Raw genomic sequence first — 16502 nt, forward strand, 5'->3', positions numbered from 1 at the left:
GCTTGAACTCGGGCATTCAGGGAGACAATCATGACCAAAGCCGGCACGATCCGCACGGGTATCGGAGGATGGACCTTCGAGCCGTGGGAGGGCACGTTCTATCCGGAAAAGCTCGCGAAGAAGAAGCAGCTCGAATATGCCGCAGGCAAGCTTGCGGTCATCGAGGTCAACGGCACCTATTACGGCTCCCAGAAGCCCGAGACCTTCGCAAAATGGGCATCCGAAGTCCCGGAAGGTTTCATCTTTTCGCTGAAGGCGAGCCGCTTCACCACCAATCGCAAGGTTCTCGCCGAAGCCGGGGAGTCGATCGAGAAATTCCTCGGGCAGGGATTGGCGGAACTCGGCGATCATCTCGGGCCGCTCCTCTGGCAGTTCGCGCCGACCAAAAAATTCGAGCCCGACGATTTCGAGGCCTTCCTGAAACTACTGCCCAGCAAGCTCGAAGGGCTGAAGCTGACGCATGTGGTCGAGGTCCGGCACGACAGTTTCAAGGTGCCGGAATTCATCGCACTGCTTTCAAAATACAATATCGCTCCGGTCTGCGCCGATCACTTCGACTATCCGATGATCGCCGACGTGACCGCTGATTTCGTCTATGCTCGCCTGCAAAAGGGGTCGGACGACATCAAGACCTGCTATGCGGAACCGGATATGAAGGCCTGGGCAAAACGGCTTACGACCTGGGCCGAAGGCGGCGTGCCGGACGACCTGCCGCTGGTCGATGAAAAACATAAGCCGAAGAAGGAGCCACGCGACGTCTTCGCCTTCTTCATCCACGAGGGCAAGGTGAATGCGCCCTATGGCGCGATGGCGATGCGCGACCTGCTGGAAGGCAGGAATTAGAGATCAAGGCTGACGCCGGCATGGGCGACGAGGTCTTCCGCCGTCATGCCCCTGCCCGCCCGCTTTCCGGCTTCACCATGCAGGTAGACAGCCGCTGCGGCCGACTCGAAGGCCGGCATGCCTTGAGCGAGCAGCGCCCCGATCATTCCGGCGAGAACGTCGCCCGATCCTGCCGTCGCCAGCCAGGGCGGCCCGTTCGTGTTGACATAGGCGCGTCCGTCCGGGCCTGCGATCACGGTATCCGCGCCCTTATAGACGATCGCCGCATGGGCGCGCTCGGCGGCTCCGATAGCCTTTTCCACCTTGCTCAGATCGTCGTTCGCGGCAAGGTCGGGAAAAAGGCGGGAAAATTCGCCTTCATGTGGCGTCAGGACCAGGTGCGGATCACTGCCGCCTGCAAAAGCGTCGAATAATTCCTGCGGCCTTGCCTTGAAGGAGGTGATGCCGTCGGCATCGAGGACCAGGGGCCGGTCCTTGAGTATCAGCGCGAATTGCCTCGCTTTCTCGCCGATACCGAAACCCGGGCCGAGCACGAACGCCGCAAGTTTCGCCGACTGGAGCCAGCTTTCGAGATCGCCGGCGGTATCGATCTTGTGCAGCATGACGGTGGTGAGCGATGCAGCGTTGACCGGCATGGCGTCGCCGGCCGAAGCGACGGTCACCAACCCTGCCCCGGCCTTCAGGCCGGCCGTCGCCGAAAGACGCGCCGCCCCGGTCCTGTCGGCCGGGCCTGAAAAAACGGCAAGGTGACCGCGCCGGTATTTGTGGGTATCGCTTTCCGGTTTCGGCAGGCGTTCGCTCCAGAGCTGCGGGAGGTTTTCCCTGATCTTTCCGGCAACGGATTTGATGATCCGGGCCGGGATACCGATATCGAACACCTCGATCGCACCGCAGAGCGATCGGCCCGGAAGCAGGACATGCCCCGGCTTGCGGGTCATGAAGGTGACGGTGCGGCGTGCCTGAAACGCGGCGCCGAGCGGCACGCCACGCCGACCGCAGAGGCCGGAGGGCAAGTCGACCGCCAGAACGGGGATGTCGGCGGTTTTGAGAATGTCGATCACGTCCGCCACGATCGGCGGCACGGCGCGCGCCAGGCCGGCGCCGAACAGGGCGTCGATCACCACGTCGCCGGTTGCCGGCCGGTAGTTTTCCAGCGGTGCAGGCTGCAACGGGCAGAGATCCCGCGCCCTCCGTGCGTCACCCTTCAGCATCGATAGCTCTCCAAGATGGAAGAGGCCGACATGCGCACCCGCCTGCAGGAGCCCCCGCGCGGCCACATAGCCATCACCGCCGTTGTTTCCGGGGCCGCAGAGCACCACGAACCGCAACGCGCCGGGAAAATGGCGCAGCGCAGACGCCGCCACCGCCTGCCCTGCCCGCTCCATCAAGTCGAAGGAGAGGATGCCGGAACGAGCCGAAGCGTCATCGGCAGCCGCCATTTCCAGAGGCGTCAAAAGGATAGTTTCCAGCAAAGGGGTCATGGCCTCAGTTGAATGGAAAGATGGCTAGAAAACAAGCGTCGATTCACATGGCAAATAGATTAATTAATATGCAATTGCCTAAATTATAACCTTAGCAACAAGCATATCCAGGCCTGCCTAACTTTCTAAGAATCCACCGGATTTGCCGGTTTTTGCGCCGCAGCGCACAAATTTGCGGAAAATCGGAAGCATTTTTGCCACGGAACGCACTGATTTGCGGAGATCTGGTGCAAAAGCGCATTATTTTTTTGAATGTCGCTTCCGAGTTTGGCACGATATCTGCATTTGGATGGCCGAGCGGGTAAAAGCCTGCTTCAAGGGAGAAGCGGAGACATAGTTTCTCATGAAAAAGATCGAAGCGATCATCAAACCTTTCAAGCTCGATGAAGTGAAGGAAGCCCTTCAAGAAGTCGGCCTGCAGGGAATCACCGTTACCGAGGCCAAGGGTTTCGGGCGCCAGAAGGGCCATACGGAACTCTATCGCGGCGCGGAATACGTCGTGGACTTTCTGCCGAAGGTCAAAGTAGAAGTCGTGCTGGCGGACGAGAATGCGGATGCCGTCATCGAGGCCATCCGCAACGCCGCGCAGACTGGACGGATCGGAGACGGCAAGATATTCGTCTCCAATGTGGAGGAAGTCATCCGCATCCGCACCGGTGAAACGGGCGTCGACGCCATCTAAACGTCCTGCGGCCGGGAGGCCCAGGCTTCATCGTCATCGTACATCGAGGAAGGTCATATGACGAGCGCAAGCGAAATCATGAAACAAATCAAGGAAAACGACGTTAAGTTCGTGGACCTGCGCTTCACCGACCCGCGCGGCAAGCTGCAGCATGTCACCATGGACATCGCATCGGTCGACGAGGACATGTTCGCCGACGGCGTCATGTTCGACGGGTCCTCGATCGGTGGCTGGAAGGCGATCAACGAGTCCGACATGGTGCTGATGCCAGATCCGGCGACGGTCCATATGGATCCCTTCTTCGCACAGTCGACCATGGTCATCTTCTGCGACATCCTCGATCCGATCTCGGGTGAAGCCTATAACCGCGATCCGCGCGGCACCGCCAAGAAAGCGGAAGCCTATCTCAAGGCATCCGGCATCGGCGACACCGTATATGTCGGCCCCGAGCCGGAATTCTTCGTCTTCGACGACGTCAAGTACAAGGCCGATCCCTACAATACCGGCTTCAAGCTCGATTCGTCGGAACTGCCGTCGAACGACGATACCGATTACGAGACCGGCAACCTCGGCCACCGTCCGCGCGTCAAGGGCGGCTATTTCCCGGTTCCCCCGGTCGACAGCCTGCAGGACATGCGTTCCGAAATGCTGACCGTGCTCGCCGAAATGGGCGTGGTCGTCGAGAAGCACCACCATGAAGTGGCTTCCGCCCAGCACGAACTCGGTGTCAAGTTCGACACGCTGGTCCGCAACGCCGACAAGATCCAGATCTACAAATACGTCGTGCATCAGGTCGCCAATGCCTATGGCAAGACCGCGACCTTCATGCCGAAGCCGATCTTCGGCGACAACGGCTCTGGCATGCACGTCCACCAGTCGATCTGGAAGGACGGCAAGCCGACCTTCGCCGGCGACGAATATGCCGGCCTTTCCGAAACCTGCCTCTTTTATATCGGCGGCATCATCAAGCATGCCAAGGCGATCAACGCCTTCACCAACCCGACGACGAACTCCTACAAGCGCCTCGTCCCAGGTTATGAAGCACCGGTCCTGCTCGCCTATTCGGCCCGCAACCGTTCGGCATCCTGCCGCATTCCCTTCGGCACCGGGCCGAAGTCGAAGCGCGTCGAAGTCCGCTTCCCGGATCCTTTGGCAAACCCCTATCTCGGTTTCGCAGCCATGCTGATGGCCGGTCTCGACGGCATCAAGAACAAGATCCATCCGGGCAAGGCCATGGACAAGGATCTTTACGACCTGCCGCCGAAGGAACTGAAGAAGATCCCGACCGTCTGCGGCTCGTTGCGCGAAGCGCTCGAAAACCTCGATCGCGACCGCAAGTTCCTGACCGCCGGCGGCGTCTTCGACGACGATCAGATCGATGCCTATATCGAACTCAAGATGACCGAAGTGATGCGTTTCGAGATGACGCCGCATCCGGTCGAATTCGACATGTATTATTCGGCCTGATCCGGATGGGCGCGGCCTGCCGCGCCCGACTTCACTGAACGGCGGGCCGAAAGCCCGCCGTTTGTCTTTCCAGCGGGCGCATGCCTGCATGCCCAGTGTATTCCATGCCCTCCCCGAACATGTCGCAGCCGCGCCCGGCAGGCCGGCTGACCTTTGCCCTTGTGCCGGTCTTCTTTTCCAGCAACCTGATTTTCGGGCGCGGCGTGATCGGCGAGGTCGGGCCTTTCGTCACCGCCTTCATCCGCTGGGCAGGATTGACGCTGATCATGGTGCCGGTGCTCTATGTGAGCTGGCCGGTCGCCCGGGATTTCGTGAAGAAACACACCTGGCGGTGGCTATGGCTCGGGTTCCTCAGCATCGGCATCTGCGGCGGCTTCGTTTACTGGGCTCTGACGCGGACGACCGCTTCAAACGCGAGCTGATCTACACCACCTCGTCGCCCTTCATCCTCCTCCTCCAATGGCGGTTCGCCGGCCGGCGGATCGGCGGTCGCGAACTTCTCGGCATGCTGATGGCGTTTGCCGGCGTGGCGGCCATCGTGCTGCGCGGCGATTTCCGGGCATTCGCCCATATGAGCTTCAATGTCGGGGATTTCGGCATGCTGGTCGCGGCGATCGCCTTCGCCATCTATTCCGTGCTGCTGCGCCGCCCCGCCGCGCAGGCGATCCCGCCGTTGTCGCTGTTCGGACTGATCGCCTTTTCGGGTTCGCTTCGGCTGCTTCCGCTGGCCGTCTGGGAATTCTTCCATGGCGGACTGCTAGCCAAGACATTCTCCGCGTGGTCGAAGATTTCCGGCATCATCCTCATCGCATCGCTCGCCGCATTCTTCTGCTTCCACCATACTGTGAGGATTTTCGGACCGCCGACGGCCGGCATCACGCTCTATATGATGCCCCGGTCTCGATCATCATGGCCATGATCTTTCTCGGCGAATCATTTCATGCTCATCATGCTCTCGGCATCGTACTTGTACTTGGCGGCGTTATCCTGGCGACGATGAAACCCGGGAAACTTACGAACAGTTAAGTTCAAACCGTGGAACGAAGAGTGCCGGTCCGCATTAATCTCTTGATGTCGGAGAATTTTATTCCCACATTAGGATGCGAAAGGACATCGCACCATGAAACAACGCAACGCTAAATTCACCATCGGAGAAGTGGTCCGCCACAAGGTCTTTCCGTTCAGAGGCGTCGTGTTCGATGTGGATCCGGAATTCGCCAATACGGATGAATGGTGGAATTCCATTCCCGCCGAAATCCGGCCGAGCAAGGACCAGCCCTTCTATCATCTGCTTGCCGAAAATGACGAGACGGAATATGTGGCTTATGTGTCCGAACAGAATCTGGAGCATGACGAAAGCGACAAACCGCTTCGCAATCCTCAGGTCTATCAGATCTTCGATCGAGCTCCGTCCGGCCAGCTGAAGCCCAAGGTCATACTGGCCCACTAACGGATGGCAATCGATATGCACTGGGGAGCGCCGGCTTTTGTCGGCGTTTTTTTGTGCACAGGAACCGGCCATGGAAAAAGCCGGCTCAGGGCCGGCTTTTTCTCGTCTAACTCGGTTAAGGCTCTTACTGGCCCTGCTTGGCAGCGTTCTGGGCGTCTTCGAGCTTCTTGCGGGTTTCTTCAGCCTTCTTCTGCAGGCCTTCTTCGAGGCTGCGCTGGCTCTGGGCGATCTGCTCCTGCGGCATGGCCGGACCGTCGAAGGCGCCGGTGAAGCCGTTGAGTGCGATCTTGATCGGATTGGGCGCACGGCGGAAGTTGACCGAGGTGAAGACGACCTCGTTGCCCTTCTTGAGGCTGGCGATCATGGCATCGGTCAGCGGCACTTCGGCGGTGCACTTGTCGGGAAGGCAGACGACGTAGTCGAGCTTCTGGCCCTTGCCGCCATCGATCTGCATGACGATGCCCGGCGGCACGAGGCGCGCGGTCGGCACGGAAACCTGCAGGATCTTGCGGTTCACCTTGCCTTCGACCGTGATCAGGCCGACGGCGGTAATCAGCTGGCCGTTCTGTGCGGCGATAATGTTCTGCACGACGCAGAGATCGGCATCATCCTGCTTGGTGCAGGTCTTGAACCAGCCAAGCGGCGGGGCACCCGGGGCAGCCGCAGCCGGAGCATCCTGGGCAAGAGCTGCAACCGGCAGCGCGCCGGCGCCGACCGAGAGAGCAAGAGCGGACATTGCCGTCCGCAGAACTTGGATTGCCTTTAGCATCATAACGAGATCCGTCTCCTGAAATCCGCTGGGGACGGCAGCCGCCGTCAACTCCCTCGGGGTGTCCTATTGCCTGTCACCTGTCGTTCAAATGAGGCAATTGAATGACCCGCCCGTCCGGCAAACCTGTTACATCGGGCAGGCTTCGATATCCAGTCCTTCTTTCGTATTTTTTGACAAGACGTTAACATGGGCGATCACTCTTTTGCGCGCGCCAGCCGTTGGTAGCCTGCGGAGCATGCGCTATTTTGCCCTCGAATCAGCGAGGATTTCACAATCATGAGTCCCTTTCGACGCTTGCCCGCCCTTCTCGCCGCGCTTCTGCTGTCCGCGCCCGCATGGGCCGAACCGCTGCACGGAATTGCCATGCACGGCAAGCCGGCGCTCGCGCCCGACTACAAGAACTTCTCCTACGTGAAGCCCGATGTGAAGAAAGGCGGCCGGATAAGCTACGGTGTCGTCGGCACCTTCGACAGCCTGAACCCCTTCATCCTCAAGAGCATGCGCACCTCGGCGCGCGGCATATGGGATCCGGTTTTCGGCAACCTGATTTACGAGCCGCTGATGACGCGCTCCAGCGACGAGGCCTTCACGCTCTACGGCCTGCTTGCCGAAAGCGTCGAATGGGACGACGAGAGGACCTATATCCAGTTCAACCTCAACCCCAAGGCCAAATGGTCGGACGGCCAGCCGGTCACTCCCGAGGATGTAATCTTCACATTCGAACTGTTGCGCGACAAGGCTCGCGTTCCTTTTTCGAACCGACTTTCGCCGGTTGCGAAGATGGAGAAGGTCGGTGAGCACAGCGTTCGCTTCACCTTCAACGACAAGGCGGACAGGGAATTTCCGCTCATTCTCGCGACAGCCACCCCGATCCTGCCGAAACACGCGATCGACCCGGCGACCTTCGACCAGTCGACATTGAAGCCGCCGATCGGCTCGGGACCTTACCGCATCAAGTCCGTTTCACCCGGAGAGCGCATCATTTACGAGCGCAATCCGGATTATTGGGGCAAGGACATTCCCTCCAAGATCGGGTTCGACAACTACGACCAGATCGCGGTCGAATATTTCCTGCAGGACAACACTCTTTTCGAAGCCTTCAAGAAGGGGGACGTCGACGTCTATCCGGATGGCAGCCCGACCCATTGGGCGCGCGCCTACGACTTTCCCGCCGTCCAGAACGGCAGCGTGGTGAAGGACAGCTTCAAGCCGCAGCTGCCGACCGGCATGCTGGGATTCGTCTTCAATCTCCGGCGGCCGATCTTCGCAGACGTCAACGTGCGGGCCGGCCTGTCGCTGGCCTTCGATTTCGAATGGGCCAACAAGAACCTCTTCGAAGGCGCCTATACCCATACCGAAAGCATCTGGCAGAACTCGCCCCTCACCTCGCTCGGCAAGCCTGCCGACGAGCGGGAGCTGAAAATACTGGGAGCGGCCAAGGACAGGATCGAACCGGCCGTGCTTGCCGGCACCTACCGCCTTCCCAAGACAGACGGTTCGGGTGCCGACCGCAAGATCCTGCGCGAGGCCGTCGACCTCCTGAAGAAGGGCGGCTTCACGATCAGGAATGGCAAGATGTCGGATGCTTCCGGCAAGCCGCTCTCCTTCGAGGTGATGACCCAGAACCAGGATCAGGAAAAACTTGCGATCGCCTATCAGCGCACGCTGAAGACGATCGGCGTCGACATGGCGATCCGCACGGTCGACGATGCGCAGTACCAGGCACGGTCCGGAAATTTCGACTATGACATGATCGTCAAGGCCTATCCCGCGTCGCTCTCTCCGGGCATCGAACAACTCGGTCGCTGGGGATCGGCGGCGCGCGACGCGCAGGGCAGCTTCAACTTTGCCGGCACGGCCGATCCCGATATCGACAGGCTGATCGAGACGATGCTGAAGGCACGCAGCAAGGAGGATTTCGAAGCCACCGTCAGGGCTTACGACCGGCTGCTGATCTCCGGCCACTATATGGTGCCCCTCTATCACATCCCGGAACAATGGGTGGCGCGGCGCAGTCATATCGGTTATCCCGAAAAACTGCCGCTCTATGGCTACCAGTTCAACACCTGGTGGGATAAACGCGCACAATAAGCCGGTCCTGCCCCTTCAAAGAAAGGACGCCGCCATGGAGCGCGTCACCATCGACATCGTCTCGGATATCGTCTGCCCCTGGTGCTACCTCGGCAAGGCGCGGCTGGAGCTCGCGGTCGCCGAAGTCCAGGACGAGATCGGCGTCGACATCAACTGGCGGCCCTACCGCCTCAACCCGGACCATCCGCCGGAAGGCGTCGACCACCAGGCCGATCTTGCCGCAAAGCTCGGCGGCAAGGACGCGGTCGAACGCGCCCATGGCATGCTGAGGAAGCTCGGCGAGGAGGTCGGTATCCGTTATAATTTCGAGGCGATCAGGATCGGGCCCAACACGCTCGACGCGCACCGGCTGCTGCACTGGGCGATGATGGAGGGCCGCGAGGTCCAGGACAAGGTGGCGACGGCCCTTTTCAAGGCGAATTTCGAGGAGGGCCGCAATGTCGGCGACCACACGGTGCTCGCCGATATCGCCGAGGCCGCGGGCCTCGACCGCAAAGTCATCGAGAACCTCCTCAAAACCGACGCGGATAAGGATACCGTGCTTGCCGAGATCGATGCCGCCCAGAAGATGGGCGTCACCGGCGTACCCTTCTTCATCATCGACGGGCAGTATGCGGTGAGCGGTGCGCAGACGCCGGACGTCTTTGCCGATGCGCTGCGCGAAATCGCCAAACTCAAGAGCGAAGCCCGCAAGGGCATGATCTGAAGCGGATTTTTTGCGTGCGTACCGACCAGACCATGAAGGGCGTGCTTTTCGCCTTCGCTTCGTTTGCCGCCTATTCCTGGAGCGATGCCAGCGTCAAGATGATCGAAGGCGCGCTGACGCCCTATGAGATGGGCTTTTTCGGCGCCGTTTTCATGCTGGTCGCGGTTCCCTTTCTCATGAAGCCGGGCGACCGATGGGCCGACATGGTCAGAAGCAGCAACCGGCCGCTCTGGGTGCTGCGTTTCTTCTCCGCCGCCATGGGCACGATCGGCAGCGTGGCCGCCTTTACCTATCTTTCCATGGCGGAAGCCTTTGCGCTGATCTTCCTACTGCCGTCCTTCGTGACGATCATGTCCGTGATATTCCTCAAGGAGCAGGTCGGAGTCCGGCGCTGGAGCGCCGTGCTCATCGGCTTCGTCGGTGTCCTCATCGTGCTGCGCCCCGGCTTCCGGGAGCTTTCGATCGGCCATGTCGGCGCTGTGTTTGCCGGACTTTCCGGCGCGATCTCGATCATCGTCTACCGCGCCGTCGGACCGTCGGAGAAGAACATCTCGCTTTACGGCGCCGGCGTCATCGGCGTGCTCGTCATTCTTGGCATTCTAATGATCCCGGACTTCCGCTGGCCGACCCTGGTCGAATGGGCCATGCTTGCAGGCTATGGGTTGCTGGCGGCAATCGCCACCGTCTGGCTGATGTACGCCGCAAACTATGCACCCGCCGCCGTGATCGGCCCGACGCAATACAGCCAGATGCTCTGGGCGATCCTGTTCGGCTATCTGATCTTCGGCGACAGGATAGACCTGCCCATGCTGGTCGGCATCGCCTTGATCATCGGGTCGGGGTTGCTGACGCTCGCCCGCGAGCGGGTGAAGAACGTCGCGCTGCCACCGGCTGTCGCTTCCGACCCGCAGGCGGCGGCCGTCATGACGCCGGAAAAATCGGAATCTTAGTCATGTTTTTGCCAGCTCGGCGAACTGGGTCATCACCTGGGCGGCGGCGGTCAGCCGCTTTTCCGGCGTCGGCAGGTCGCGGGTCAGGAACACGCTCTGGTCGGGCCGGATTTTGGCGAGCGTGCCCTGCTTGGCAATGTACCCGACGAGATTGGCGGGGTTGGGGAACTGCTTGTCGCGGAAGGTGACGACGATGCCCTTCGGGCCGGCATCGAGCTTCTCGACATTCGCCTTGCGGCACAGCGACTTGATATAGACAACCTTCAAGAGGTTCTGCACCTCGACCGGCATTGAGCCGAAGCGATCGACCATTTCCGCACCGAAACCGTCGATCTCCGAAAGTTCGGAAACCTCGCCGAGGCGGCGGTAAAGACCCATGCGCAGATGCAGATCCGGCACATAGGTTTCGGGGATCATCACGGTAATGCCGACCGAAATCTGCGGCGACCAGCCGGTATCGGTGATCTCGTCGTCGCCCTTCACTTCGGCCACGGCCTCTTCCAGCATCTGCTGGTAGAGCTCGAAACCGACTTCCTTGATATGGCCCGACTGTTCCTCGCCAAGCAGATTGCCGGCGCCGCGGATGTCGAGGTCGTGGCTGGCGAGCTGGAAGCCGGCGCCGAGCGTATCGAGCGACTGCAGCACCTTGAGGCGGCGCTCGGCGGTCTGCGTCAGCGGTTTGTTGACCGGCAGCGTGAACAGCGCAAAGGCGCGCACCTTGGAGCGGCCGACGCGGCCCCGCAGCTGATAGAGCTGTGCAAGGCCGAACATGTCGGCGCGATGGACGATCAGCGTATTGGCGGTCGGCACGTCGAGACCGGATTCGACGATGGTGGTCGAGAGCAGGACGTCGTATTTGCCGTCGTAGAAGGCATTCATGATGTCTTCGAGCTCGCCGGCCGGCATCTGCCCGTGGGCGACGGCGACCTTGAGCTCCGGCACGTCGGACTGAAGGAAGGCTTGAATTTCCGGCAGGTCGGCAAGCCGCGGACAGACGTAGAAACTCTGGCCGCCGCGATAATGCTCGCGCATCAGCGTCTCGCGGATGACGAGCGGATCGAAGGGCGAGATGAAGGTGCGCACCGCCATGCGGTCGACCGGCGGCGTGGTGATCAGCGACAGTTCGCGCACACCGGTCATGGCAAGCTGCAAGGTACGCGGGATCGGTGTCGCGGAAAGCGTCAGGACGTGCACGTCGCTCTTCAATTCCTTCAGCCGTTCCTTGTGCTTGACGCCGAAATGCTGCTCCTCGTCGATGATCAGGAGGCTGAGATTGGCGAACTTGATGCCGGCGCCAAGCAGCGCGTGGGTGCCGACGACGATATCGACCTTGCCTTCGGCGAGTGCCTTCTTGGTGTCGGCCAATTCCTTGGCCGAAACGAGGCGCGAGGCCTGGGCTACTGTGATCGGCAGGCCACGGAACCGCTCGCGGAACGTTTTATAATGCTGGCGGGAGAGAAGCGTCGTCGGTACGACGACCGCCACCTGCGCTCCGTTCATCGCCGCAAAAAAGGCGGCACGCAGCGCGACCTCCGTCTTGCCAAAACCGACGTCGCCGCAGACCAGCCGGTCCATCGGACGGCCGGCGCCGAGATCATCGCGCACCGATTCGATCGCGTTCGCCTGGTCTTCGGTTTCGTCATAGGGAAAACGGGCGGCAAATTCGTCGTAGAGCCCTTCCGGCGTGGTCAGCACCGGGGCGCGGCGGACCATGCGGGTCGCGGCGATGCGGATGAGGTCGCCGGCCATGTCCAGCAGCCGCTTCTTGAGCTTGGCCTTGCGAGCCTGCCAGGCACCGCCGCCGAGCCTGTCGAGCTGCGCTTCCGCAGCATCCGAACCGTAACGTGAAAGCAGATCGATGTTTTCGACCGGCAGGAAAAGCTTCGCCTGGTCGGCATAATGCAGTTCGAGGCAGGCGCGCGGCGCACCGGCGGCTTCGATCGTGACGAGGCCGACGAAACGGCCGATGCCGTGTTCCGCATGGACGACGAGCGAACCTTCGTCGAGACCGGCCACCTCGGTGAGGAAATCCGCACCGCGCTTGCGGCGCTTGCCGCGGCGGACCATGCGGTCGCCCAGGATGTCCTGCTCGCCGATAACCGCGATATTGCCCGTCTCGAAACCGGCTTCGAGGCTCAAGACCGTGGCGGCCGCCTCCCCCTTGTCCAGCTTGTCGAGGTCGGCAAACCTGTCAATCTGCCGGATGCGTTTCAGGCCGCGTTCGTCGAGCACCTGCAGAAGCCTGTCGAGCGAGCCGGCCGACCAGCCGGTGACGAGAACCTTGGCACCTTCCGCCCGCTTGTCGGCGATGTGCTTGACGACGAGATCGAAGACGTTGACGCGTTCATCGCCGCCGCGCTCATTGGCCTTCTCCTCGGCCTGGCTTTTTGCCCAGCGCGGACCGGCATGCGCGTCTATCGCCACGACCCGGCGGCCTTCCGCATCCATTTCGTTGAACGGGGTCAGACGGAGCGCATTGACCCCGTCTAGCGCCGAGGCGAAAGCTTTTCCATCCAGATAAAGCTGGCCGGGCGAGACCGGCTTGTAAGGTGTGGCCTGGGCAGCGGCGCCTTTGCCCTGTGTGCCCGAATCGCGCCGGGCTTCGAAATAATCGAGAACGAGTTTTGAACGTTCGTTCGCCGCCTCGCGGGCGGTATGATCGGTGACGATGCGAAAGCCTTGCAAATAGTCGAATGCGGTCTCCAACCCGTCATAGAAAAGCGGCAGCCAATGTTCCATCCCGGCATAACGCCGTCCCTCGGAAACCGCCTGATAAAGCGCGTCGTCGCGGGTCGCGGCGCCGAAGAGCGACAGGTAATTCTTGCGGAATCGGCTGATCGTATCCGGCGTCAGCGTCACTTCGCTCATCGGGTTCAAGTCGAGGGAACGCGCCTGTCCCGTGGTGCGCTGGCTCGCGGGATCGAAGCTGCGGATCGATTCCAGCGTATCGCCGAAGAAGTCCAGGCGGACCGGCTCCTCCGTACCCGGTACGAAGACATCGAGGATGCCGCCGCGGACAGCAAATTCACCGACTTCGCGAACGGTGGCGACCCGCTCGAAACCGTTGCGCTCCAGGCGCGCGGCGATATCGTCCATGCGGATCTGGTTGCCGGGCCTGGCGGAGAAGGCCAGGCTTTCGATGATGTCGGACGGCGCGATCTTCTGCAGCATGGCATTGACCGTGACGAGGACGATCGCCGCATGCGGCTTCTTCCGGTGCGAGATCAGTCCGGAGAGCGCCGTCAATCTCCGGGCGGAGACATCGGCACTGGGCGAGACGCGGTCATAGGGCAGACAGTCCCAGGCAGGCAGCGTCAGGACGGGGATTTCCGGCGCGACAAAGGAGAGCATCTGCTCCAGATCCGGCATGCGCTGGCCATCGGACATGACATAGGCGACCGGCTGGCCGGCGCGCGCCAGTTCAGCGAGAACCAGCGGCTCCATGCCGGGCGGCACATTGCCGATCGTCAGCGGGTTCTGGGCCGCCGCGATCCTCTTCGCGTCAAAACCGGCGATCATCTGTTCTGTCCGAGTTTCTCTTCCAAGGAGGCTTTTGTAACCGGGGAAAAGTCCGGCTTGTAGGCCGCGACGCGTGCGAAAAGCGGCGTGTCGAGTCCAGCCGGCAAGGCCTTGGCGCCGGTGATCCAGGCATGCAGGTCGTGGTCGTCCTCGCCCATGATCGCCTCGAATTCGTCGAGTTCGGCATCCGACAAGCGGCCGATCTCCGCTTCGGCAAAACTGCCGAATACAAGGTCCATCTCGCGGATGCCGCGATGCCAGCAACGATAGAGAATGCGCCGGCGGCGCGGGTCGAGATCCGCGCTGGTGCGCGCCAAACCTGTCACGAGAATTTTCCGGTCATGGGCATGTTCCTGTTTGCGCTTCATATAGGACGGAAATCCTTGGCCGTCACCTTGCCAAATGGGCAAAACTTGACGCATTTTGCGCGCCATGCGTCCCGCCATTCTCGATCCGCTGTTCTCGCCCGTCGCCTCGCTTGCCGGTGTCGGGCCGAAGCTCGCCGAACTCATCGCGCGCGTCACCGGCCGCGAGGAGCCGGACGAGTGCCGTGTCGTCGATCTCCTCTTCCACGCACCCTATTCACTGATCGACCGGCGCAACCGGCCGGGCATCGGGCTGGCGCCGCAAGGCGCGATCGTCACGATCGAAGGCCGGGTCGATCGCCACCAGCCGCCACCGCGCGGCAAGCCGAACATTCCTTACCGCGTCTTCCTGCACGACGACACCGGCGAACTTGCGCTGACCTTTTTCCGGGCAAAAGGCGACTGGCTGGAAAAATCACTGCCGCTCGACGAGATGGTGATGGTGAGCGGCAAGGTGGACTGGTTCAACGGTCGTCCCTCCATGGTGCATCCGGATTTCATGGTGAAGGCCTCCGAGGCGGAAAACCTGCCGCTGGTGGAACCGGTCTATCCGCTGACGGCCGGGCTTTCGCCCAAGACATTGCGCAAGGCGATCGACGGTGCCGTCGCCCGTTTGCCTGCTCTGCCGGAATGGGCGGATGCCAACCTCACGCAACGTCAGGGCTTTCCCTCCGTGGCGGAAGCTTTCCGGCGCCTTCACGACCCGCGTGACGAAGCGGATATCGATCCGCAGTCGCCGGCCCGCCGACGGCTTGCCTATGATGAGTTCCTTGCCGGTCAGGTATCGCTTTCGCTGGTGCGTCAGAAGGTGCGGAAAGTGCCCGGCCAACCGATCCGGGTGAAGGGCGCTCTCGCCGCAAAAATCGTCTCCAACCTGCCCTTTTCTCCGACGTCCAGCCAGAAGAAAGCCGTCGAAGACATCATCAAGGACATGGCCGGCGAGGAACGCATGCTGCGCCTGCTGCAGGGCGATGTCGGCGCCGGCAAGACTCTGGTGGCGCTGCTCGCCATGGCGGGTGTCGTGGAGGCCGGCGGTCAGGCCGTGCTGATGGCACCGACTGAGATCCTCGCTCGCCAGCATTTTGCGACGATTTCGAAGTTCGCCGGTGCCGTGGGCGTCTCTGTCGAGGTGCTGACCGGCCGCACCAAGGGCCGGGAGCGCGACCAGATCGTCGAGCGGATCGCCTCCGGTGAGGCACAGATCGTCATCGGCACGCATGCGCTCTTTCAAGATGCGATCAACTATCACAATCTGATGCTTGCTGTGGTGGACGAGCAGCACCGTTTCGGCGTTCACCAGCGACTGCGGCTCACCGCAAAGGGCATTTCCCCGCATATGCTGGTGATGACCGCGACGCCCATTCCGCGCACGCTGGTGCTCGCCGCCTTCGGCGATATGGACGTGTCAAAACTCACGGAAAAGCCGGCCGGCCGCAAACCGATCCAGACCGTCACCATTCCGACCGAGCGGATCGGCGATATCGTCGCCAGGCTGAGAAGCGCGATCGAGGAAGGAAAAAAAGCCTATTGGATCTGCCCACTTGTGGAGGAATCCGATGTATCCGAGCTGATGTCGGCAGAGGAGCGGCATTCTGTGCTTGTTCGGGAACTCGGACGTGACAATGTCGGCCTGATCCACGGGCGGATGAGCGGCCCGGAAAAGGATGCGGTCATGACCGCCTTCAAGAACGGCGAAATCAGGCTCCTGGTCGCCACCACCGTGGTGGAAGTCGGCGTCGACGTGCCGGACGCGACGATCATGGTGATCGAGCATGCGGAACGGTTCGGGCTTGCCCAGCTCCACCAGCTGCGCGGTCGGGTCGGCCGCGGCGATGAGGCTTCGACCTGCATCCTGCTCTACAAAGGCCCTTTGAGCGAAACAGGCCGTGCGAGACTTTCGATCCTCCGCGACAGCGAGGACGGGTTCCTGATCGCCGAAGAGGATCTCAAGCTGCGCGGCGAAGGCGAGTTGCTGGGCACGCGCCAGTCCGGCACACCGGGTTTTCGGATTGCCAGCCTCGAGGCGCATGCCGATCTCCTGGAAATCGCCCGCAAGGATGCGGCTTATCTCCTGGAGCGCGACCCGGACCTTGTGAGCGAGCGCGGGCAGAACATCCGTGTGCTTCTCTATCTGCACCGCAGAGACGAGGCGATCCGCTTCCTGAGAGCCGGATAG

12 protein-coding genes and 1 pseudogene are annotated in these 16502 nt (G+C 61.5%); 9 read left to right on the forward strand and 4 right to left on the reverse strand.

Going from position 1 to position 16502, the window contains the following annotated elements:
* Positions 1-30: 30 nt before the first annotated feature.
* The gene (locus tag DMO26_RS06145; RefSeq protein ID WP_117191160.1) at positions 31-843 is read left to right on the forward strand and encodes a DUF72 domain-containing protein; all 813 of its coding nucleotides are present in this window, start codon (positions 31-33) and stop codon (positions 841-843) included.
* Here the strand turns inward: DMO26_RS06145 and DMO26_RS06150 are convergent.
* Positions 840-2324: an NAD(P)H-hydrate dehydratase gene (locus DMO26_RS06150; RefSeq protein WP_117191161.1), complete on the reverse strand. Its 1485-nt coding sequence runs from the start codon at positions 2322-2324 to the stop codon at positions 840-842. The two genes, DMO26_RS06145 and DMO26_RS06150, sit on opposite strands and share 4 nt — an antisense overlap.
* 343 nt (positions 2325-2667) lie before the next feature.
* Here DMO26_RS06150 and DMO26_RS06155 point away from each other — a divergent pair, with 343 nt between their 5' ends.
* From DMO26_RS06155 to hspQ, 4 genes and pseudogenes are all read left to right on the forward strand, one after another.
* Positions 2668-3006 (forward strand): P-II family nitrogen regulator, encoded by a 339-nt coding sequence (locus DMO26_RS06155; protein ID WP_007753933.1) that lies wholly within the window; start codon positions 2668-2670, stop codon positions 3004-3006.
* Positions 3007-3063: 57 nt separating this feature from the next.
* Positions 3064-4473 (forward strand): type I glutamate--ammonia ligase, encoded by a 1410-nt coding sequence (glnA, locus tag DMO26_RS06160; protein ID WP_117191162.1) that lies wholly within the window; start codon positions 3064-3066, stop codon positions 4471-4473.
* A 104-nt stretch (positions 4474-4577) separates the two neighbouring features.
* Positions 4578-5499 (forward strand): annotated as a pseudogene (locus tag DMO26_RS06165) (DMT family transporter).
* A 94-nt stretch (positions 5500-5593) separates the two neighbouring features.
* On the forward strand, positions 5594-5923 hold the full coding sequence (gene hspQ / locus DMO26_RS06170; protein ID WP_117191163.1) for a heat shock protein HspQ: 330 nt from the start codon (positions 5594-5596) through the stop codon (positions 5921-5923).
* Between the two features lie 124 nt (positions 5924-6047).
* Here the strand turns inward: hspQ and DMO26_RS06175 are convergent, their stop codons facing one another.
* Complete coding sequence (locus DMO26_RS06175; RefSeq protein ID WP_117191164.1) at positions 6048-6695, reverse strand: invasion associated locus B family protein; 648 nt, start codon at positions 6693-6695, stop codon at positions 6048-6050.
* Positions 6696-6971: 276 nt separating this feature from the next.
* Here DMO26_RS06175 and DMO26_RS06180 point away from each other — a divergent pair, with 276 nt between their 5' ends.
* Genes DMO26_RS06180 through DMO26_RS06190 form a run of 3 tightly spaced genes read left to right on the forward strand, consistent with a single transcriptional unit; the run spans position 6972 to position 10442 of the window.
* Positions 6972-8786 carry an extracellular solute-binding protein gene (locus tag DMO26_RS06180; protein WP_117191165.1) on the forward strand — a complete coding sequence of 605 codons (1815 nt, stop codon included), beginning with the start codon at positions 6972-6974 and terminating at the stop codon, positions 8784-8786.
* Positions 8787-8820: 34 nt separating this feature from the next.
* Positions 8821-9492: a DsbA family oxidoreductase gene (locus DMO26_RS06185; RefSeq protein WP_117191166.1), complete on the forward strand. Its 672-nt coding sequence runs from the start codon at positions 8821-8823 to the stop codon at positions 9490-9492.
* A 32-nt stretch (positions 9493-9524) separates the two neighbouring features.
* Entirely contained in the window at positions 9525-10442 is a 918-nt protein-coding gene (locus tag DMO26_RS06190; RefSeq protein WP_117191167.1) for a DMT family transporter, read from the forward strand.
* Here the strand turns inward: DMO26_RS06190 and mfd are convergent, their stop codons facing one another.
* Positions 10443-13961: a transcription-repair coupling factor gene (gene mfd / locus DMO26_RS06195; protein ID WP_117191168.1), complete on the reverse strand. Its 3519-nt coding sequence runs from the start codon at positions 13959-13961 to the stop codon at positions 10443-10445.
* Positions 13958-14287 (reverse strand): FAD assembly factor SdhE, encoded by a 330-nt coding sequence (locus DMO26_RS06200; RefSeq protein ID WP_117191481.1) that lies wholly within the window; start codon positions 14285-14287, stop codon positions 13958-13960. Before DMO26_RS06200 ends, mfd begins: the two co-directional genes overlap by 4 nt.
* Positions 14288-14393: 106 nt before the next feature.
* Here DMO26_RS06200 and recG point away from each other — a divergent pair, with 106 nt between their 5' ends.
* Positions 14394-16502: an ATP-dependent DNA helicase RecG gene (gene recG, locus DMO26_RS06205; protein ID WP_117191169.1), complete on the forward strand. Its 2109-nt coding sequence runs from the start codon at positions 14394-14396 to the stop codon at positions 16500-16502.

Origin of the sequence: Rhizobium terrae (assembly GCF_003425685.1) — a bacterium.
Taxonomy (GTDB): domain Bacteria; phylum Pseudomonadota; class Alphaproteobacteria; order Rhizobiales; family Rhizobiaceae; genus Neorhizobium; species Neorhizobium terrae.

Coding starts and splice junctions, on each gene's coding strand:
- DMO26_RS06175 (WP_117191164.1), bottom strand. CDS start 6,695: ATGATGCTAAAGGCAATCCAAGTTCTGCGGACGGCAATGTCCGCTCTT.
- DMO26_RS06180 (WP_117191165.1), top strand. CDS start 6,972: ATGAGTCCCTTTCGACGCTTGCCCGCCCTTCTCGCCGCGCTTCTGCTG.
- glnA (WP_117191162.1), top strand. CDS start 3,064: ATGACGAGCGCAAGCGAAATCATGAAACAAATCAAGGAAAACGACGTT.
- hspQ (WP_117191163.1), top strand. CDS start 5,594: ATGAAACAACGCAACGCTAAATTCACCATCGGAGAAGTGGTCCGCCAC.
- mfd (WP_117191168.1), bottom strand. CDS start 13,961: ATGATCGCCGGTTTTGACGCGAAGAGGATCGCGGCGGCCCAGAACCCG.
- DMO26_RS06185 (WP_117191166.1), top strand. CDS start 8,821: ATGGAGCGCGTCACCATCGACATCGTCTCGGATATCGTCTGCCCCTGG.
- DMO26_RS06190 (WP_117191167.1), top strand. CDS start 9,525: ATGAAGGGCGTGCTTTTCGCCTTCGCTTCGTTTGCCGCCTATTCCTGG.
- recG (WP_117191169.1), top strand. CDS start 14,394: ATGCGTCCCGCCATTCTCGATCCGCTGTTCTCGCCCGTCGCCTCGCTT.
- DMO26_RS06155 (WP_007753933.1), top strand. CDS start 2,668: ATGAAAAAGATCGAAGCGATCATCAAACCTTTCAAGCTCGATGAAGTG.
- DMO26_RS06150 (WP_117191161.1), bottom strand. CDS start 2,324: ATGACCCCTTTGCTGGAAACTATCCTTTTGACGCCTCTGGAAATGGCG.
- DMO26_RS06145 (WP_117191160.1), top strand. CDS start 31: ATGACCAAAGCCGGCACGATCCGCACGGGTATCGGAGGATGGACCTTC.